Origin of the sequence: Klebsiella sp. D5A (genome assembly GCF_001620885.1) — a bacterium.
Classification (GTDB): domain Bacteria; phylum Pseudomonadota; class Gammaproteobacteria; order Enterobacterales; family Enterobacteriaceae; genus Klebsiella; species Klebsiella variicola.
Map to the genome: position 1 here is coordinate 59,439 of NZ_LOAR01000021.1, position 20,382 is coordinate 79,820.

Consider the following 20,382-nt stretch of genomic DNA (forward strand, 5'->3'; position numbering starts at 1 on the left):
CGGGCATATTTCCCCGGCGACAATCCAAATTATTTCTTCTTCACCGGACGCTGCCAGCCCTGTTTGTGGACCTGCGGTACGCGGCTCAACACCAGTTCGTTATCGGCGATATTGCGCGTGACGGTGGTCCCGGCGGCGATAGTGACGCCGTTGCCTACCGTGACGGGCGCCACCAGCTGGGTATCCGAGCCGACAAAGACATCATCGCCAATAATCGTTTTATGCTTGTTCGCACCATCGTAGTTGCAGGTGATGGTGCCCGCGCCGATATTGACGTTATCACCGATCTCCGCATCGCCCAGATAGGTCAGATGACCCGCCTTGGAGCCTTTCCCGAGACGCGCTTTTTTCATTTCCACGAAGTTGCCAACGTGGGCGCCTTCCAGCAGTTCGGCGCCTGGACGCAGACGGGCAAATGGGCCGATGGTGCAGGCAGCCTGCAGCTGGGCATCTTCCACCACGCTATAGGGGCTAATTTCGCAGTCATCGCCGATGGTGCTGTTTTTGATCACGCAGCCGGCGCCGATTTTCACACGATCGCCCAGCACCACATTGCCTTCCAGAATAACGTTAGTATCGATCTCCACATCGCGCCCGTGCTGCAGCGTACCGCGCAGATCGAAACGCGCCGGATCGCGCAGCATCACGCCCGCCAGCAGTAATTTTTCTGCCTGCTCAGCCTGGTAGACGCGCTCCAGGCGCGCAAGCTGCAGGCGATTGTTGACGCCTTCGACTTCGCTCAGGCGCTGCGGATGCACCGCGACGATCTCGCGCCCTTCCTGATACGCCATGGCGATGATATCGGTGATGTAGTATTCGCCCTGAGCGTTGTTATTGGTGAGCTTCGCCAGCCAGCGCTTGAGGTCTGCTCCGCCGGCGATCAGGATCCCGGTGTTGATTTCCTGGATCTGGCGCTGGGCCTCGCTGGCATCTTTGTGCTCAACGATGCCCGTCACCTGGTCATTTTCACGGGTAATGCGGCCGTAGCCCGTTGGGTCATCCAGCTTCACCGTCAGCAGACCAATGCCACCCAGTGGTTTCGCGGCGCGCAGGCGCTGTAGCGTCTCAACCGAGATCAGCGGCACGTCGCCATAGAGCATCAGAATGTCTTCATCATCATTGAAGAAGGGTGCCGCCTGCTGCATAGCGTGTCCGGTTCCGAGCTGCTCAGCCTGCAGCACCCAGTTCAGGTTGTCTTCATGGAGGGTCTGACGCAGCAGATCGCCACCGTGACCGTACACCAGATGCACCGCACATGCGCCTAAATCGTTAGCGGCATCAATGACATGCTGCACCATTGGCTTCCCGGCCAGGGTATGCAGCACCTTAGGAAGATCGGAATACATGCGGGTCCCTTTGCCTGCGGCAAGGATAACCACGCTCATCGCACTATTTGACATACTCATCCTGACGGTAGTTAGAACGGAAAGTAAAAGCCTTTCACGTTGAAATTTCTACATATTTTTCATCATAAAACGAGACGTGGAGAAAACGCCCAAGCCCGCGGTTATACACCATTTTATGACGCTATTTTTAACCACTGCAAATCAGTTTAACGCTGAAAAAGGGGGGTGGGGAGGGTAATCATTGACTATCTCACTGCTTTTGCTGTTTTTTCGCCACCTGAATAAAGCGGCAGAGCGCGGCCCTATTGGCGGAGATTAACAGGAGATGAGCCGACTGAGTGTAAATCAGCCGCAGGCAGGGGAGAGCTGAAGTGATTGGTGGCATCAATAAAATACAAAAGGCCACCGTCAGGTGACCTTCATTTACCGGTTGCACATCGCCAGTGTTGTCGTTTTGATGGGCGATACGTCGTGCAAGCCGGGGAATAGCGCGTGGCTTAGAAGCTCAGTACGCTGAATTTGGCGATGATTTTATGGAACAGTTTCATGATGATTTCCTGACGCAGGTGCAGTTTGATAACGCTCTTTATGTGACATACATCACAAAAATAGAGTCTACGCCTCATCATTTAACTAATCAATAACAATTAAGGGTGGATCCTGTTTTCACTTTATCCGCTCGCCAACCGCTGGCCATAAAAAAAGCCAGCCTGGAAACCAGACTGGCTTTTTACGTTCAAGCCGGTGTTACATCGCTTTTTTGGTCAACTCGATAACGCGCAGTTTAGCGATCGCTTTGGCCAGTTCCGCAGACGCCTGAGCGTAATCCACATCGCCATGGGAGCTCTTAATGTGCTCTTCGGCTTTGCGTTTCGCTTCCAGCGCTCGCGCTTCGTCGAGGTCCTGACCGCGAATTGCGGTATCCGCCAGAACGGTCACGCTGCCAGGCTGCACTTCAAGAATGCCGCCAGACAGATAGATAAACTCTTCATGACCGTGCTGTTTAACGATGCGAATCATACCAGGCTTAATGGCGGTGAGCAGCGGCGCGTGTCCCGGGTAAATACCCAGTTCACCTTCGCTACCCGTTACCTGGATTTTTTCGACCAGACCAGAGAACATTTGTAACTCTGCGCTGACGACGTCCAGGTGGTAAGTCATTGCCATATCACCCTCCGATTAAGGCGTTAAAGTTTTTTGGCTTTTTCCACGGCTTCGTCGATGGAACCGACCATGTAGAACGCCTGCTCTGGCAGGTGATCGTATTCGCCTTCCATGATGCCTTTAAAGCCACGGATAGTGTCTTTCAGCGCCACGTATTTGCCCGGAGAACCGGTAAAGACTTCTGCTACGAAGAACGGCTGGGACAGGAAGCGCTGGATCTTACGTGCGCGAGCTACCACCAGTTTGTCTTCTTCAGACAGTTCGTCCATACCGAGGATGGCGATGATATCTTTCAGTTCCTGATAACGCTGCAGGATGGACTGAACGCCACGCGCGGTGTCGTAGTGTTCCTGACCAACAACCAGCGGATCCAGCTGACGGCTGGTGGAGTCCAGCGGGTCAACGGCCGGGTAAATACCCAGGGAAGCGATCTGACGGCTCAGTACTACGGTTGCATCTAAGTGAGCAAAGGTAGTGGCTGGGGATGGGTCAGTTAAGTCATCCGCCGGTACGTATACCGCCTGTACGGAGGTGATAGAACCGGTTTTGGTGGAGGTGATACGTTCCTGCAGAACGCCCATCTCTTCCGCCAGAGTCGGCTGATAACCTACCGCTGAAGGCATACGACCCAGCAGTGCGGATACTTCAGTACCGGCCAGGGTGTAACGATAGATGTTATCGACGAACAGCAGAACGTCACGACCTTCGTCACGGAATTTCTCAGCCATGGTCAGGCCGGTCAGCGCAACGCGCAGACGGTTTCCCGGCGGCTCGTTCATCTGGCCGTACACCAGGGATACTTTATCGATAACGTTGGAGTCGGTCATTTCGTGGTAGAAGTCGTTACCCTCACGAGTACGCTCACCGACGCCCGCAAACACAGAGTAACCGGAGTGCTCGATCGCGATGTTACGGATCAGCTCCATCATGTTTACGGTTTTACCTACACCCGCACCACCGAACAGACCAACTTTACCGCCCTTCGCGAACGGACACATCAGGTCGATAACTTTGATACCGGTTTCCAGCAGTTCCTGAGAGCTGGACAGCTCTTCATAGGAAGGTGCTGCGCGGTGGATAGCCCAACGCTCTTCTTCACCGATGTCGCCTTTCATGTCGACCGGCTGACCCAGTACGTTCATGATACGACCCAGTGTTGCTTTACCTACCGGGACTTCGATTGGGTGCTCGAGGTCTTTTACTTCCAGACCGCGGCGAAGACCATCGGAAGACCCCATGGCGATGGTACGAACGATACCGCCGCCGAGCTGCTGCTGAACTTCCAGCACCAGAACTTCTTTACCATTCTGCACCTCAAGAGCTTCGTACACGCGCGGTACGGCATCCTGAGGGAATTCGACGTCAACTACGGCGCCGATTACCTGGACAATTTTTCCAGTAGCCATCTTGAATCCTCTACGAATTAACCTGGTTATACCGCGGATGCACCACCGACGATCTCGGTGAGTTCCTGAGTAATGCTGGCCTGTCGAGCTTTGTTGTATACCAACTGCAGCTCTTTAATCAGGCTGCCGCCATTGTCGGTCGCGGCTTTCATCGCCACCATACGTGCGGCCTGCTCGCTGGCCAGGTTTTCTACCACGCCCTGATAGACCTGAGATTCGACATAACGACGCAGGAGGGTATCCAGCAGCGCTTTCGGATCGGGTTCGTACAGGTAATCCCAGGATTTACGTTTCAGATCAGCGTCTTCTGATGCCGGTAACGGCAGCAGCTGAGTGATCGTCGGAACCTGAGACATGGTGTTAATAAATTTGTTGCTGACAACGTACAGCTTGTCCAGACGGCCTTCATCATAGGCCTGCAACATCACTTTTACCGGGCCGATCAGTTCGGACAGGGAGGGGTTATCCCCCATACCGGTCACCTGTGCAACCACGTTACCGCCAACGGCGTTAAAGAAAGAGACGCCCTTAGAGCCGATCATTGCGAGGTCGCACTGAACGCCTTTATCGGACCATGCTTTCATTTCCGCCAGCAGTTTCTTGAACAGGTTAATGTTCAAGCCGCCGCACAGACCACGGTCGGTCGACACCACCAGGTAGCCCACGCGCTTAACGTCGCGTTCTTCCAGGTAAGGGTGCTTATATTCCAGATTACCGTTCGCAAGGTGACCAATCACTTTGCGCATAGTATCTGCGTAAGGACGGCTGGCCGCCATACGCTCCTGCGATTTACGCATCTTGGAAGCGGCGACCATCTCCATCGCTTTAGTGATCTTTTGCGTGTTCTGGACGCTTGCGATCTTACTACGTATCTCTTTTGCGCCGGCCATGAGCTTCTCCTCAATGCCTTGCGGCCTGTCCTAAGACAGACCGCCAGACGTTACCAGGACTGGGTTGCTTTGAAGGAATCGAGGATGCCTTTCAGCTTGCCTTCGATTTCGTCGTTATAGCCACCGGACTGGTTAATCTCTTGCATCAGCGGAGCGTGATCACGGTCGACGTAAGCCAGCAGAGCGGCTTCGAAGCTACCGATTTTCGCCAGTTCTACATCAGCCAGGTAACCACGTTCTGCTGCGAACAGAACCAGAGACTGCTGCGCGACGGACATCGGCGCATACTGTTTCTGTTTCAGCAGCTCGGTCACTTTCTGACCGTGGTCCAGCTGTTTGCGGGTTGCATCGTCAAGGTCGGATGCAAACTGGGAGAACGCTGCCAGTTCACGATACTGCGCCAGTGCGGTACGGATACCACCGGACAGTTTCTTCATGATCTTGGTCTGCGCTGCACCACCAACACGGGATACGGAGATACCCGGGTTAACCGCAGGACGAATACCGGCGTTGAACAGGTTGGTTTCCAGGAAGATCTGACCATCGGTAATGGAGATTACGTTGGTCGGAACGAATGCGGAAACGTCACCCGCCTGCGTTTCGATAATCGGCAGTGCGGTCAGAGAACCGGTTTTCCCTTTCACTTCACCTTTGGTGAAAGCTTCAACGTATTCGGCGTTAACACGCGCAGCACGCTCCAGCAGACGAGAGTGGAGGTAGAATACGTCGCCCGGGAAGGCTTCACGTCCTGGCGGACGACGGAGCAGCAGGGAGATCTGACGATAAGCAACAGCCTGTTTAGACAGGTCATCGTAAATGATCAGCGCATCTTCACCGCGGTCGCGGAAGTATTCGCCCATTGCGCAACCGGCGTATGGCGCCAGGTATTGCAGTGCAGCAGATTCGGATGCAGTCGCTACCACCACAATGGTGTTAGCCAGCGCGCCGTGCTCTTCCAGTTTACGCACCACGTTAGAGATGGTGGACGCTTTCTGGCCGATAGCAACATAGACGCACTTGATACCGGAATCACGCTGGTTGATGATGGCATCGATAGCCAGCGCAGTTTTACCGGTCTGACGGTCGCCGATGATCAGTTCACGCTGACCACGACCGATTGGGATCATGGCGTCAACGGATTTATAACCGGTCTGTACCGGCTGATCGACGGACTGACGTTCGATGACGCCCGGTGCGATCGCTTCTACGGCGGAGAAACCGTCGTTTTCCAGCGGACCTTTACCATCAATTGGCGCGCCCAGGGTGTTAACCACACGGCCCAGCAGGCCACGGCCAACCGGAACTTCCAGGATACGGCCAGTACATTTAACCTTCATGCCTTCGGCGAGGTCAGCATACGGACCCATCACCACGGCACCAACGGAGTCACGCTCCAGGTTCAATGCGATAGCGTAACGGTTACCCGGCAGGGAGATCATCTCACCCTGCATACATTCGGCAAGGCCGTGGATGCGGATAACACCGTCACTTACAGAAACAATAGTACCTTCGTTATGAGCTTCGCTCACAACATTGAACTGAGCAATGCGCTGCTTGATCAGTTCGCTGATTTCGGTGGAATTCAGTTGCATGCTCCAGTCCCCTTAAGACTGCAAGACGTCTGCAAGGCGATCAAGACGGCCGCGTACGCTGCCATCAATGACCATATCACCCGCACGGATGATAATACCTGCCATAACAGACTTATCGATTTTGCAATTCAGCTTAACTTTGCGTGACAGACGTTTTTCCATCGCGCTGACGATCCTGGCAAGCTGTTCATCACTCAGTTGGTTGGCAGATATTACTTCTACCTCTGCGATGGCCTCACTGGCCGCGCGCAGGTGAATGAATTGCTCAAGAACGTCCGGGAGCACCTTCAGACGATTGTTTTCCGCCATCACCTTAATCAGGTTCTGGCCGTTTTCGTCGAGTTGCTCGCCGCAGATAGCGATAAACGCTTCTGAGAGCGTTTCCGGCGCCAAAGCACCGGAGAGAAGCTCTGCCATTTGGTCGTTTTTGGTCACTTCGGCGGCAAACGCCAGCATATCCTGCCAGCGTTCAACACTGTTGTGTTCGACGGCAAAGTCAAAAGCTGCTTTGGCGTAGGGGCGAGCTACCGTTACAAATTCAGACATCAGCCCCTCCCTCCTTACAGTTCAGCGACAAGTTTATCCACGATGTCGCTGTTAGCAGCTTCATCCACGGAACGTTCGATGATCTTCTCGGCGCCAGCAACAGCCAGGATAGCGACCTGCTTACGCAGCTCCTCACGTGCACGTTTACGCTCAGCATCAATTTCAGCCTGCGCTTGTGCAACGATTTTGGTGCGTTCCTGTTCTGCTTCAGCTTTAGCTTCGTCCAGAATCTGAGAGCGACGCTTGTTCGCCTGCTCAATGATTACCTGGGCTTCCGCTTTCGCTTTTTTCAGCTGGTCGGTCGCGTTGGCCTGTGCAAGGTCCAAATCTTTCTTAGCGCGTTCTGCAGAAGCTAAACCGTCAGAAATCTCTTTCTGGCGTTTTTCGATGGCAGCCATTAAAGGCGGCCATACGTACTTCATGCAGAACCATACGAAGATAACAAACGCGATGGCCTGGCCGAGGATTGTTGCGTTCATGTTCACAGCACAATACCTCTTTAATTAACTCTGTGGCTTAGGTTTCTAACAACTTACTACGCGACGGCGAACATCACGTACAGACCCAGACCTACAGCGATCATCGGGATAGCATCCACCAGACCCATAACGATAAAGAACTGAGTACGCAGCAGAGGAATCAGATCCGGTTGACGCGCTGCGCCTTCCAGGAATTTACCTCCGAGGATGCCGATACCGATCGCAGCACCGATTGCCGCCAGACCCATCATCACAGCGGCAGCCATGTACAGCAGATCCATATTCAGGTTTTCCATGACAGTCTCCAGTTTGTTTCAGTTAAAACGTAGTAGTGTTGGTAAAAATCAATGCTCTTCGGACGCCATCGACAGATAGACAATCGTCAGAACCATGAAGATGAAGGCTTGCAGCGTAATAATCAGGATGTGGAAAATGGCCCAAGGCACATTCAGGATCCACTGTGACCACCACGGCAACAGACCAGCAATCAGAATGAAAATCAGCTCACCGGCATACATGTTGCCGAACAGTCGCAGACCAAGAGAAACCGGTTTGGACAGCAGGCTTACCCCTTCAAGGATTAAGTTGACAGGAATGAACGCCCAGTGATTGAACGGCTGCATGGTCAGTTCTTTAACGAACCCACCTACGCCTTTCATTTTGATGCTGTAGAAAATGATCAGGATGAACACGCCAAGCGCCATCGACAGGGTGATGTTCACGTCGGCAGACGGAACCACGCGCAGTGCAGGCAGGCCGAGTATGTGCTCACCGATCCAAGGTAAGAAATCGATAGGCAAGAGGTCCATCAGGTTCATCAGGAAGACCCAGACGAACACGGTCAGCGCCAGCGGCGCGATAACCTTGCTCTTGCCATGGTACATGTCTTTGACGCTGCCATGGACGAAGCCGATGATCATTTCGATGAAGGTTTGGAATTTCCCTGGTACGCCGCTGGTCGCTTTCTTAGCAACGCTACGGAACATGGCAAGGAACAGCAGACCGAGAACCACCGAGAAAAACATGGAGTCAATGTTGAGCGTCCAGAAGGTGGCTGTGTGGTTGTGCGGATCCACCAGCGAGAATGTACGTAGGTCCAGCTGAAGGTTGTTCAGATGGTGTCCTATGTAATCCTGCGGCGTCATATTTTCTGAAGCCATGATGCCTTTACCCTTTGTTGTTAATTACAGCTGGCGCCAGAACTTGTACCACCAGCACCAAAACCCACGTCACGATCAGCGGCATAAATACCACTTTTAAAACAGCCAGCGCCATCGCCAGAAGGGCGAAGGTCAGCAACACCTTGAAGGCTTCACCGAAGGCGAAGGTCCAGGCCACACGGCCTTTTGCTGGTGTATGCGCCTGATGACGCCAGGCAAAAATCATAAACATCAGGTTCGGCAAAACCACCGCCAAACCGCCGCATACAGCGGAAATGCCCCAGAAGGGGTCTTTGAGGCTGAACAGCAGTCCACTTGCTATTACTGCCAGTAACTGAATAAACAGAAGCTTGCGAGCAACGTTTCGACTCAAGAGCGACACTGACATCACGTTTTTACTCCTGCTCCCTTTGAGGTATGTCGCGTGTCGTATAAAACGTCCTTTAAGACGAAGAGTCAAGCATCAAAAAGCGGACAAATTATACGGTGACGCCCCGTGATTTCAAACAATAAGTAGCAAAATAGTGAATAAATGTTTAATTATTTTCCAACGGACAACTTTCCGTGCATTTCAGCGTTCTGTGAGCAGTCATACAAAACTGCAAATAACGTGGAAACACGGCAATTAAAGCGTGCATTAGATCACATAATAAACATTTCAAGCGCCCTTTAATGAATCAAGGACATAAAACACTATTTTTCATGCTTTTGATATTCAAGATAAAAAGTGAGGACATTATCTAAAACAACCTCACATACAATAAAAACCTTTTATTGACATTTATAATAAAAATTTAACATCACTATGCTGTTTATCTGTGTCGATTTTTAGCACACTGATATTTTCAAAGTTGACTATTTTGTCAGTGAATCACTTATGCTAAGTTAACTGCAGGAAAAGCCATAGTAAAAACATGGTTAAATGCAGTCCGATAATATCGCGGAGTGACCTTTATTTTTGTAACATCCGCGGGCGACATTTTTTCCACATTTTTTGATAAAAATTAACGCGATTTTGGTTGAATCACCACCAGGTGTCGCTCCCCTTCCAGCTGAGGAACATGCAGCTCAATCACCTCGGCAATACCATACCCTTCCGGCAGGTTTTCCATTTCGTCTTTTTGCGCTAACCCTTTGAGTGCATAGAAGTGACCGTTCGCTGCCGGCAGATGATGGCACCAGCTCACCATATCATTGAGCGATGCGAAGGCGCGGCTTATCACACCGTCAAACGGCGGTTCGGCCGGGAAGGCTTCCACGCGGCTCTGCACCGGGGTGACATTATCCAGCTTCAGCTCATGCTGCACCTGACGCAGGAAGCGCACGCGCTTGCCGAGACTGTCGAGCAGGGTGAAATGCGACTCCGGACGCACGATGGCCAGTGGAATGCCAGGGAGCCCCGGTCCGGTCCCGACATCGATAAAGCGCGAGCCCTGCAGATAAGGCGCCACGATGATGCTGTCGAGGATATGACGCACCAGCATCTCATTCGGATCGCGAACGGAGGTCAGGTTATAGGCTTTGTTCCACTTATCGAGCAGCCCGACGTAGGCCACCAGCTGGTTTTTCTGGTGATCGGTGAGCGAAATACCCGCTTCATCCAGCAGACGAGAAAGTTTGTTGAGCACAGTCTGTACCTTCAAAAAATAATGAGCCCGGAGGCGCTAACGCTTACCGGGCTATGAATGATAAAGGCGAACGCTGATTATGCAACAGTGAAATCAGCGCAGGCAGGCGGCCGCAATCAGGCGCTGCGGCGCAGCATCCCCTGCTTTTTCAGCCAAACCAACAAAATAGAGATCGCCGCCGGCGTGATCCCGGAAATACGTGATGCCTGCCCTATCGACGACGGCTTATGGTCGTTCAGTTTGGCGATCACTTCGTTAGACAACCCGGTGACCTGGCGGTAATCGAGCGTCGCCGGCAGCACGGTATTCTCATTGCGCTGCTGTTTCTCAATCTCATCCTGCTGGCGAGCGATGTAGCCTTCATACTTCACCTGGATCTCTACCTGCTCGGCCGCTTGTTGATCTTCCAGTCCCGGTGCGAACGGCGACAGCTGAATCAGTTGCTCGTAGGTCATTTCCGGACGACGCAGTAGATCTTCACCACTCGCTTCACGCGACAGCGGCGCCGTCAGGTGAGCATTCACTTCGGCGGCGCTCTCTGCCTGCGGGTTCACCCAGGTCGATTTCAGACGCTGACGTTCACGTTCAATGCTTTCCAGCTTTTCGTTGTACCGCGCCCAGCGTTCATCGTCCACCAGACCCAGCTCACGCCCCTGTTCGGTCAGGCGCAGGTCGGCGTTATCTTCGCGCAGCATCAGACGATATTCGGCACGGGAGGTAAACATGCGGTACGGTTCTTTGGTACCCAGAGTGCACAGGTCATCCACCAGCACGCCGAGGTAAGCCTGATCGCGACGCGGCGCCCAGCCCTCTTTTTCCGCAGAGAAGCGGGCAGCGTTAAGTCCAGCCAGCAGACCCTGAGCAGCGGCTTCTTCATAACCGGTGGTACCGTTGATCTGGCCGGCGAAGAACAGACCCTGAATAAATTTGCTCTCGAGCGTTGGCTTCAGATCGCGTGGGTCGAAGAAATCGTACTCAATGGCGTAGCCGGGACGGACGATCCGCGCGTTCTCCATCCCCTGCATTGAGCGGACGATTTGCATTTGCACATCAAACGGCAGGCTGGTGGAGATACCGTTGGGATAAATTTCGTTTGAGGTCAGGCCTTCCGGTTCAAGGAAAATCTGATGTTGGTTGCGATCGGCAAAGCGCATGACTTTGTCTTCGATCGACGGACAATAGCGTGGCCCGATCCCTTCGATCACCCCAGCGTACATTGGGCTGCGATCGAGGTTATTACGGATCACGTCATGGGTTTTCTCGTTGGTGTGGGTGATATAGCACGGCACCTGGCGCGGATGCTGATCCGCGGATCCCATGAACGAGAAGACCGGCATTGGGTTATCGCCGTGCTGTTGCGCCAGCACGCTGAAATCGATGGTGCGGGCGTCAATACGCGGTGGGGTTCCGGTTTTCAGGCGGCTTACGCGCAGCGGCAGCTCACGCAGACGACGAGACAGTGGAATTGACGGCGGATCGCCGGCACGCCCGCCGCTGTAGTTATCCAGACCAATATGGATTTTGCCATCGAGGAAGGTTCCGACGGTCAGCACCACCGCTTTGGCACGGAATTTGAGGCCCATCTGAGTGACGGCGCCCACGACGCGATCGTTTTCCACAATCAGATCTTCCACTGCCTGCTGGAAGATCATCAGGTTCGGCTGGTTCTCCAGCGCGGTGCGTACCGCCTGACGATACAGCACGCGGTCTGCCTGGGCGCGAGTGGCACGTACCGCGGGCCCTTTGCTGGCGTTTAGTATCCTAAACTGAATACCCGCCTGATCGATCGCGGTTGCCATCAATCCGCCGAGTGCGTCCACTTCTTTTACCAGGTGTCCTTTCCCAATGCCGCCAATCGCCGGGTTGCAGCTCATCTGCCCCAGCGTGTCGATATTGTGTGTCAAAAGCAGGGTTTGTTGGCCCATTCGCGCTGCGGCCATCGCGGCCTCAGTGCCTGCATGACCCCCGCCAATGATAATGACGTCAAAAGGATCCTGATAAAACATGGTGATCTGCCTCGCATAACGCGGTTTGAAAATGGATTGAAGCCCGGGCCGTGGATTCTACTCGGCTTTGGTCTTTTGAGAAAGACTCCGGGATCCTGAGTATTAAAAAGAAGATCTTTATATAGAGATCTGTTCTATTGTGATCTCTTATTAGGATCGACTCTCTTTGTGGATAAGTCGGATCCACGATGTAAGATCAAAAGCTTAAGAAGGATCACTATCTGTGAATGATCGGTGATCCTGGTCCGTATAAGCTGGGATCAAAATGAAGGGTTATACACAGCACAAAAACCATACGACGGTTATTCTTTGGATAACTACCGGTTGATCCAAGCTTTTAAGCATGGTTATCCACAGAAGATCCGACGATCTTTACAATTCTCAGAGCAAATTTTTCCAGGATCCCAGCCAGATTTCCGCTGGATCCTCCGGAATTTCATGTTCCAGCACGTTAATTTTCAGCGTTTCGCCGATCTGTTTTGCGCCGCTGGCCTTCAATGCTGCTTCTAATTTATCGATCGCCCCGCAGAAGGTGTCGTATTCGCGGCTGCCGATCCCGATGGCGCCAAAGCGCACGGCGGAAAGATCGGCCTTCTGCTCCAGCAATGCGTCATAGAAGGGAACCAGGTTGTCGGGAATGTCGCCGGCGCCATGCGTTGAAGAGATAACTAACCAGATCCCTTCCGCCTGCAGATCGTCAACCAGCGGACCGTGCTGGATTTCAGTGCTGTAGCCGGCTTCTTCCAGCTTTTCCGCCAGATGCTCTGCTACATATTCCGCACTGCCCAGGGTGCTGCCGCTGATAAGTGTAATGTCTGCCATGATCGCCGATCGCCCGCTCAACTGTTCAGAGTGGCGTATTGTACGCTGTGAGCGAGCTGGGATCTACCTGTGGAAAAATGTGGGATTAAAAAAAGCGATCAGGGCTTGATGGTACGCATGATCGGGTTCTGCAGCACGATCAGCGTCTCGGTGGACTGAATTTCATCGATTGTTTGGATCTTGTTGATAAGTACCTGCTGCAGGGCATCGATGGATTTACACATCACCTTAATAAAGATGCTGTAGTGGCCGGTGGTGTAATAAGCCTCGGTGACCTCCTCCAGGCTTTCCAGGCGAGCAAGGGCGGAAGGGTAGTCCTTGGCGCTCTTGAGAATAATGCCGATAAAGCAGCCGACATCATAGCCCAGCTGCTTGGGGCTGACGTCAATGCGCGCGCCGGTAATGATACCCGCCTGTTTCATCTTTTCGACGCGCACATGAATGGTGCCCGGGCTGACGCTGAACTGTTTAGCCAGTTCGGCATAGGCGGTACGGGCGTTGGCCATCAGCGCATCGAGAATGCCGCGGTCCAGATTGTCGATCTGATAATTTTCCATATCTTTTTCTTATGAAGTTTGAGGGTTCTTGCTATTTTAGCGCCATATTTTGATGAATTAAAAGTCGATGCGGCTTTTTATTGATTGATTATTGTATTGCGGCCCTGTTTTGTTGCTTAATCAATGGCAACAGGACGCAGGAGTTATAAAAATGAAAACCGCATATATCGCAAAACAACGCCAGATCAGTTTCGTTAAATCCCACTTTTCCCGTCAGCTGGAAGAGAAGCTTGGCCTGATTGAAGTCCAGGCGCCAATCTTAAGCCGCGTGGGCGATGGGACGCAGGATAACTTGTCCGGCTGCGAGAAAGCGGTTCAGGTAAAAGTGAAAACACTGCCCGACGCCCAGTTCGAAGTGGTTCATTCGCTGGCGAAGTGGAAGCGTCAAACCCTGGGACAACACGACTTCAGCGCGGGCGAAGGGCTGTACACGCACATGAAGGCCCTTCGCCCCGATGAAGACCGTCTGACGCCTATCCATTCCGTTTATGTTGACCAGTGGGACTGGGAGCGCGTGATGGGCGATGAAGAGCGTCACGTCGGCACTCTGAAGGCAACCGTCGAGGCGATCTACGCCGGGATCAAAGCTACCGAGCTGGCGGTCAGCCAGGAATTTGGCCTGAAGCCTTTTCTGCCGGAACAGATCCATTTTGTTCACAGCCAGGAGCTGCTGAGCCGCTATCCCGATCTCGATGCCAAAGGCCGTGAGCGAGCCATTGCCAAAGAGTTGGGGGCCGTCTTCTTAATTGGTATCGGCGGCAAACTGTCTGACGGTAAGCGCCACGACGTGCGTGCGCCGGATTATGATGACTGGAGCACAGAGATTTCTGAAGGCTTTGCCGGTCTGAACGGCGATATCCTGGTGTGGAACCCGGTGCTGGAAGATGCTTTCGAGATCTCCTCAATGGGGATCCGCGTTGACGCCGAAGCGCTGAAGCGCCAGCTGGCCGTGACTGGCGATGAAGATCGCCTACAGCTTGAATGGCACCAGGCGCTGCTGCGCGGCGAGATGCCGCAGACTATCGGCGGCGGCATTGGCCAGTCTCGTCTGACGATGCTGCTGCTGCAGCTTGACCATATCGGCCAGGTGCAGTGCGGCGTATGGCCGGCGCAGGTTCGCGAAAGCGTTTCCGCGCTGCTGTAATGAATTAGCGCCGCCAGCGTCGCAGCAGGCGGCTACGCAGCCCGGTATCAAAGCGCCAGATATGATCGAAGATGCGCATGATGCCGGGTTTGCCGTGTACCGACATCGCCACCGCGTGAAAACGGTGCTGGTGCTTACGCTGTAACTCCCCCACCTGAGCAATCACCTCATCCGGCAACCGCTGGGCGATAAAGTCAGAGATCACGACGGCATCCGCATCCACCCACTGCGGGTTTTGCAGACGTTCAATGATGGCGCGAAAACAGCTGGCCAGATCGGTACCGCCGCGAAAGCGCTGGCTTAAAAAGCGGATCGCCTGCTCCAGCCCGCGCTCGCTGGTCAGTTCGTAATGCACCACTTCGCTGGAGAACAGCATAATAAAGCAGCGACGGTTATCAGCCAGCGCGACGCGCATGAGGGCCAGACAAAAGGCCTTAGCGCACTGCTCGTTAAAACCGCCCATCGACCCTGACGTATCGACGCAGACAATGAACGGCCCGCGCGGTTGCTCATCAAAATCTTGCCGCGTTACCGGGCGTTCGGTGATTTTCTCACGCCAGGCGTCGCCATGCAGCCGGTAGGTGAGCAGCTGCTTCTCCACCAGCTTGCGATAAAATTCAAACTCCAGCTCCGTGATGCCGAGCGTCGCCAGCTCCGGCGGCAGCAGCCGCAGAATGTCGTCACTCTGCTGGAGGCCGTCGACTTGCTCCGGTACTGTCGCCGGCTCGCGCACCAGGCTGCGAAAGGTTTCCATCGGGGCGTCTTTCTTCGGCACGGATTTCGCTTCCCGTGAACGTCCAAGCTGTTCCGCCAGCTGCAGCAGTTCCGGCTGCTGGTTGAGAAAATCGCCATAGCGCACGATCAGCTGATAGTCGCCGCGTTTGAGTTCGCCAGCGCTCATATCCCACAGACGCCCGGCGGCAGTGTCATTTTCCGCCAGTACCGGATCGAGCTGACCGCTGAGCGTCATTCGTTCCTGGACCTCACTGAGTAACTGATCGCGTTCTTCATCCAGCAACTGCTGGTTAAGGCTGGTGGCTTGCACCACCAGGCTCAGGCGCCAGCGCTGTAAAAACAGCGTATGCAACGCCGGGGTAAAGGTGGCATTGTCATCCACCAGCTTCTGCGCCTGAGCGGCAAAAGGAGACTGTAGCTGGTGCAGTTTGCCGAGGATCTGCGGGAGCTGGACGATAAACTGCGAGGTAGAGAGTAGCTGAGCCTGCTGATAGGTTTGCACTTCGGCGTCCAGATCCGGCGGGACGTTAACTTCTTTCAAACGGGCGCGAACGGCTTCACGCCAGCGTGGAATATCCGCCGCGATGATGTTTTTCAGGCGGGGGAATTTCTCAAAGAACACCGCCAGCTGAGGAGAGGCCAGCAGCGCCAGCAGCATCTCCTCGATCATTCCCTCTTCGCTGACTGCCAGCATGACATTCAGCATATCGAGCGTCATGGCTGCTTCGCCTGTTTAATCTGCACGCCGACGTCCTGCAGGCTGGCTTCGATTCTTCCCAGCCACTCGACCGGGATAAACAGACACTTTTGCTGCTCGCTGAAGCGGTTGTGTTGCTGGTGCCACTCATCATCGAGCGCCTCCAGCTGTTGGCGAATTTCTGCCGGCATGTTCTCCTGCGATGCGCTACCGGGCAGCGCGAGGCGTGAGCCCTGTAGGCTGACGTCGCGGACGACCAGGTGCTGGCTGGTGTCGACATCCATATTGAGCAGTTGGGCAAAGCCGATCCCGTTGAGCTTACCGCGGATCTCACCGCCCTTTTCCAGCCAGTTGGCTAACGCCTCGCGTTCAAAAGTAATGTGGATCACTTCCATATCGTGAAGTTTGAGCGGCTGCTGCAGCAGCAGCGTCAGGGTGGTCCCCTGGATCTCCGCCGGCAATTCATAATGCGGTTTGCGGCTAAACATCCCGCCAAGGCGGGTGACCTTCAACGCCGTTTTGTCGCTTTGCTGCTGTTGGATCTGAATGCGTCTCTGGACAATGGCCCCCAGCCGCGTCAGCATCGCCTGCTGTTGCCAGGCGTGACAGGTCATGAGCGTTTCCAGCTGCTGCGACATCAGGTTCATGCTCTCGACGTTGTGCCACAGACAATCTTTCAGCAGGATCAGATCTATCGGCGCGATGCTGTCGCGCCCGCTGAAGAAGGCGCTGGCCTGCAGCAGGCGAATGGCCTTTTTCCAACGGCGATCCGAGACGTACGGCGCATTTGGCAGGGCATCCAGCTGCTGGCGGAGCTGGAATATCAGCTCAAACACCGCGTCTGGCAGTTTGATATTGCCGATCTGCTGCTGCCATTGGGTAAACTCCTCGTCGCTAACCTGCAGCGCGCTGGGCACTGGATTGATGTTTTCATCCTGCTGGCTGACCAGCATTGAACGGAAATTACCTTTATCCTGCACTTTATCAAGCCACAGACGGATCAGCATTCGGTCATACAGCGCTTCCAGACTGCTGTCGGCTTCGGGGAGTTCGTTCGACGCGGCCACCAGCAGGCGCATCGGGATTTTCTCTTCGTGCGCGCCATTGCGGAAGTGACGTTCGTTAATCGCCGTCAGCAGGGTGTTGAGGATCGCCGGACCCGCTTTCCATATTTCATCGAGAAAGACGATTTCGGCTTCCGGCAGGTAGCCGGCGGTTAAACGTTCGTAACGGCCTTCATCCTTCAGTGCCTGAATGGACAGTGGCCCAAAAACTTCTTCCGGGGTGGAGAAGCGGGTCATCAGGTATTCAAAAGCGCGCGCCTGCTGGAAGGCGAATTTGAGGCGGCGGGCAATCAGGCTTTTGGCGATCCCCGGTGGGCCGAGCAAAAAAACGCTCTCGCCGCTGAGCGCCGCCAGCAGGCAGAGGCGTATCGCGTGGCTGCGTTCAAAGAGTCCTTTTTCGAGTGCCGCGCTGAGCCGGGAAATTCTTTCAGCCAGTAAATGTGTTTGAGCCATAATTGAGTTGCGTGCTTTGTCATGTATCGTTATTGGGTCGAGTATAGATGTTAGAGCAGGGGCGGTAATAGCCTGAAGAATCGATTTATTTTTTTTGAGCCAGGTTAATATGGTGTCTGTTAGGGGTACGATTTCGCAAATAATCGTGCATACTGTGCGCTTTTTGTGGGCCAAGGGACTAGGCACACATTTGTTTTATAAACGAAAAGACTAGTCTATGAGCACTGATAATAAACAATCGTTGCCGGCATTAACGTTGGCGGCCATCGGCGTGGTGTACGGCGATATCGGTACCAGTCCACTGTATACCTTGCGCGAATGCCTGTCAGGTCAGTTTGGCTTTGGCGTTGAACGCGACGCCGTGTTTGGCTTTTTGTCGCTGATTTTCTGGCTGTTGATCTTTACCGTATCGATTAAATACATCACGTTCGTGATGCGGGCGGATAACGCCGGGGAAGGCGGGATCTTAACGCTGATGTCGCTGGCCGGACGTAATACCTCGGCCCGAATGACCTCCGTACTGGTGATCCTCGGCCTTATCGGCGGTAGCTTCTTCTATGGCGAAGTGGTGATTACGCCGGCGATTTCCGTTATGTCGGCGATAGAGGGGTTAGAAATTATCGCCCCGCAGCTTGATACCTGGATTGTCCCTATCTCCATTATCGTGCTGACCCTGTTGTTTGTGATCCAGAAGCACGGGACCGGCATGGTCGGTAAGCTGTTTGCGCCGATTATGCTGATCTGGTTCCTGTTGCTGGCGGTGCTCGGCGCGCGAAGCATTTACGCTAACCCGGAAGTTCTTCAGGCGCTAAACCCCTACTGGGCGGTGCATTTCTTCCTGCAGTACAAAACGGTTTCCTTTATTGCGCTCGGCGCGGTGGTGCTGTCGATTACCGGGGTGGAAGCGCTGTACGCCGATATGGGTCACTTCGGCAAACTGCCGATCCGCGTGGCCTGGTTCTCCGTCGTGCTGCCCTCGCTGGTGCTGAACTATTTTGGCCAGGGCGCGCTACTGCTGAAGCACCCGGAAGCGATTAAAAACCCGTTCTTCCTGCTGGCGCCGGAGTGGGCGCTGATCCCGATGCTGATTATCGCCACGCTGGCGACGGTTATCGCCTCGCAGGCAGTGATCTCCGGGGTCTTCTCCCTGACCCGTCAGGCAGTGCGTCTGGGCTATCTGTCGCCGATGCGCATTATCCACACCTCGGAAATGGAGTCCGGACAGATTTACATCCCGTTCATTAACTGGCTGCTGTACGTTTCTGTGGTCATCGTCATTGTCAGCTTCGAGCACTCTTCTAATCTGGCGGCGGCGTACGGTATCGCGGTCACGGGTACCATGGTGCTGACCTCCATTCTGTCGGCAACGGTGGCGCGCAAAAACTGGCACTGGAATAAGCTGTTTGTCGGCCTGATGCTGGTGGCCTTCCTGTGTATCGATATTCCGCTGTTTTCGGCGAACCTCGATAAGATTGTCTCCGGCGGTTGGCTGCCGTTGTCCCTGGGGCTGGTGATGTTCACGGTGATGACCACCTGGAAGAGCGAACGTTTCCGCCTGCTGCGCCGAATGCACGAGCATGGCAATTCGCTGGAAGCGATGATCTCTTCGCTGGAGAAGTCACCGCCGGTGCGTGTGCCGGGTACCGCGGTGTATATGTCCCGCGCCCTGAACGTGATCCCGTTTGCCCTGCTGCATAACCTGAAGCACAACAAGGTGCTGCATGAGCGAGTAATCCTTCTGACTCTGCGCACCGAAGACGCGCCTTACGTGCATAACGTTCGCCGGGTGCAGATTGAGCAGCTGTCGCCGTCGTTCTGGCGGGTGGTGGCCAGCTACGGTTGGCGGGAAACGCCGAACGTTGAAGAGGTGTTCCATCGCTGTGGCCTGGAAGGACTCAGTTGCCGAATGATGGAGACCTCGTTCTTCATGTCGCATGAGTCGCTGATTATCGGCAAACGACCGTGGTATCTGCGCCTGCGCGGCAAGCTTTATCTGCTGCTGCAGCGTAACGCCCTGCGGGCGCCGGATCAGTTTGAAATCCCGCCAAACCGGGTTATCGAGCTCGGTACCCAGGTCGAAATCTGATGTCAAAAAAGCCCTTCCATTGCGAAGGGCTTTTTGTTTCTCACTCCGGCTGTCATCTCCTGTCGCTGTCTTGCGAAACGTTTCGATGGCGATCACATTTCTCTCTTCTGGTGATGGTTTTCTGCTCACACATTGATAATAATTATTTTAGCGAAACGTTTCGCTAGTGGAGCAAAAGAGAAAAATGAAAAAAGGCACCGTACTTAACGCTGATATTTCCGCGGTCATTTCCCGCCTGGGCCACACCGATACGCTGGTGGTCTGCGATGCCGGATTACCGGTTCCCCGCAGCAGCACGCGCATTGATATGGCGCTGACTCAGGGCGTACCTTCCTTTATGCAGGTGCTGGAAGTGGTGACGACGGAAATGCAGGTTGAAGCGGCTGTTATCGCGGAAGAGATTAAAACCCATAATCCGCAGCTCCACGCGACGTTGCTCACTCACCTCGAGCAGCTGCAGCAGCACCAGGGAAATACCATTGAAATTCGTTACACCAGCCATGAGCAGTTCAAAAAACAAACCGCAGACAGTCAGGCGGTAATTCGCAGCGGGGAGTGTTCCCCGTTTGCGAATATCATTCTCTGTGCCGGCGTCACGTTCTGAGGT

Annotated in this window: 19 protein-coding genes; 3 read left to right on the plus strand and 16 right to left on the minus strand. The window is 54.1% G+C overall.

Annotated features, from left to right (window positions below):
* Nucleotides 1-29: 29 nt before the first annotated feature.
* The 14 genes from glmU to asnC form a co-directional block, all read right to left on the minus strand.
* Nucleotides 30-1,400 carry a bifunctional UDP-N-acetylglucosamine diphosphorylase/glucosamine-1-phosphate N-acetyltransferase GlmU gene (glmU, locus tag AS136_RS23640; RefSeq protein WP_016162025.1) on the minus strand — a complete coding sequence of 457 codons (1,371 nt, stop codon included), beginning with the start codon at nt 1,398-1,400 and terminating at the stop codon, nt 30-32.
* Nucleotides 1,401-2,093: 693 nt separating this feature from the next.
* On the minus strand, nt 2,094-2,513 hold the full coding sequence (locus AS136_RS23645; RefSeq protein ID WP_008806724.1) for a F0F1 ATP synthase subunit epsilon: 420 nt from the start codon (nt 2,511-2,513) through the stop codon (nt 2,094-2,096).
* A gap of 20 nt (nt 2,514-2,533) precedes the next feature.
* The gene (gene atpD, locus AS136_RS23650) at nt 2,534-3,916 is read right to left on the minus strand and encodes a F0F1 ATP synthase subunit beta (RefSeq protein WP_008806723.1); all 1,383 of its coding nucleotides are present in this window, start codon (nt 3,914-3,916) and stop codon (nt 2,534-2,536) included.
* A gap of 26 nt (nt 3,917-3,942) precedes the next feature.
* Nucleotides 3,943-4,806, minus strand: coding sequence for a F0F1 ATP synthase subunit gamma (gene atpG, locus AS136_RS23655; protein ID WP_008806722.1), 864 nt, complete (start codon nt 4,804-4,806; stop codon nt 3,943-3,945).
* A gap of 50 nt (nt 4,807-4,856) precedes the next feature.
* Nucleotides 4,857-6,398 (minus strand): F0F1 ATP synthase subunit alpha, encoded by a 1,542-nt coding sequence (atpA, locus tag AS136_RS23660; protein WP_012543303.1) that lies wholly within the window; start codon nt 6,396-6,398, stop codon nt 4,857-4,859.
* Nucleotides 6,399-6,410: 12 nt separating this feature from the next.
* Entirely contained in the window at nt 6,411-6,944 is a 534-nt protein-coding gene (gene atpH, locus AS136_RS23665; protein WP_004202307.1) for a F0F1 ATP synthase subunit delta, read from the minus strand.
* Between the two features lie 14 nt (nt 6,945-6,958).
* Nucleotides 6,959-7,429, minus strand: coding sequence for a F0F1 ATP synthase subunit B (gene atpF / locus AS136_RS23670; protein ID WP_004107293.1), 471 nt, complete (start codon nt 7,427-7,429; stop codon nt 6,959-6,961).
* A gap of 50 nt (nt 7,430-7,479) precedes the next feature.
* Complete coding sequence (atpE, locus tag AS136_RS23675) at nt 7,480-7,719, minus strand: F0F1 ATP synthase subunit C (RefSeq protein WP_000429386.1); 240 nt, start codon at nt 7,717-7,719, stop codon at nt 7,480-7,482.
* A 48-nt stretch (nt 7,720-7,767) separates the two neighbouring features.
* Nucleotides 7,768-8,583: a F0F1 ATP synthase subunit A gene (atpB, locus tag AS136_RS23680; RefSeq protein ID WP_016162026.1), complete on the minus strand. Its 816-nt coding sequence runs from the start codon at nt 8,581-8,583 to the stop codon at nt 7,768-7,770.
* Nucleotides 8,584-8,590: 7 nt separating this feature from the next.
* The gene (gene atpI / locus AS136_RS23685; RefSeq protein WP_008806719.1) at nt 8,591-8,971 is read right to left on the minus strand and encodes a F0F1 ATP synthase subunit I; all 381 of its coding nucleotides are present in this window, start codon (nt 8,969-8,971) and stop codon (nt 8,591-8,593) included.
* Nucleotides 8,972-9,587: 616 nt separating this feature from the next.
* On the minus strand, nt 9,588-10,211 hold the full coding sequence (rsmG, locus tag AS136_RS23690) for a 16S rRNA (guanine(527)-N(7))-methyltransferase RsmG (protein ID WP_008806718.1): 624 nt from the start codon (nt 10,209-10,211) through the stop codon (nt 9,588-9,590).
* 116 nt (nt 10,212-10,327) lie between these two features.
* Nucleotides 10,328-12,217 carry a tRNA uridine-5-carboxymethylaminomethyl(34) synthesis enzyme MnmG gene (gene mnmG, locus AS136_RS23695; RefSeq protein WP_012543302.1) on the minus strand — a complete coding sequence of 630 codons (1,890 nt, stop codon included), beginning with the start codon at nt 12,215-12,217 and terminating at the stop codon, nt 10,328-10,330.
* A gap of 381 nt (nt 12,218-12,598) precedes the next feature.
* Nucleotides 12,599-13,039 carry an FMN-binding protein MioC gene (gene mioC / locus AS136_RS23700; protein WP_008806716.1) on the minus strand — a complete coding sequence of 147 codons (441 nt, stop codon included), beginning with the start codon at nt 13,037-13,039 and terminating at the stop codon, nt 12,599-12,601.
* 98 nt (nt 13,040-13,137) lie between these two features.
* Nucleotides 13,138-13,596: a transcriptional regulator AsnC gene (asnC, locus tag AS136_RS23705; protein WP_002882510.1), complete on the minus strand. Its 459-nt coding sequence runs from the start codon at nt 13,594-13,596 to the stop codon at nt 13,138-13,140.
* A 151-nt stretch (nt 13,597-13,747) separates the two neighbouring features.
* On the opposite strand from asnC, the gene asnA reads away from it, so the two are divergent.
* On the plus strand, nt 13,748-14,740 hold the full coding sequence (gene asnA / locus AS136_RS23710) for an aspartate--ammonia ligase (protein WP_008806715.1): 993 nt from the start codon (nt 13,748-13,750) through the stop codon (nt 14,738-14,740).
* 4 nt (nt 14,741-14,744) lie between these two features.
* Here asnA and viaA read toward each other — a convergent pair whose 3' ends face one another.
* Nucleotides 14,745-16,193, minus strand: coding sequence for an ATPase RavA stimulator ViaA (gene viaA, locus AS136_RS23715; RefSeq protein ID WP_008806714.1), 1,449 nt, complete (start codon nt 16,191-16,193; stop codon nt 14,745-14,747).
* Nucleotides 16,190-17,689, minus strand: a complete 1,500-nt coding sequence (gene ravA / locus AS136_RS23720; RefSeq protein ID WP_008806713.1) for an ATPase RavA — start codon at nt 17,687-17,689, stop codon at nt 16,190-16,192. Before ravA ends, viaA begins: the two co-directional genes overlap by 4 nt.
* A 217-nt stretch (nt 17,690-17,906) precedes the next feature.
* On the opposite strand from ravA, the gene kup reads away from it, so the two are divergent.
* Together kup and rbsD are read left to right on the plus strand one after the other, a co-directional pair.
* Nucleotides 17,907-19,775, plus strand: a complete 1,869-nt coding sequence (kup, locus tag AS136_RS23725) for a low affinity potassium transporter Kup (RefSeq protein ID WP_008806712.1) — start codon at nt 17,907-17,909, stop codon at nt 19,773-19,775.
* Nucleotides 19,776-19,959: 184 nt separating this feature from the next.
* Nucleotides 19,960-20,379: a D-ribose pyranase gene (gene rbsD / locus AS136_RS23730; RefSeq protein WP_002882527.1), complete on the plus strand. Its 420-nt coding sequence runs from the start codon at nt 19,960-19,962 to the stop codon at nt 20,377-20,379.
* Nucleotides 20,380-20,382: the final 3 nt, after the last annotated feature.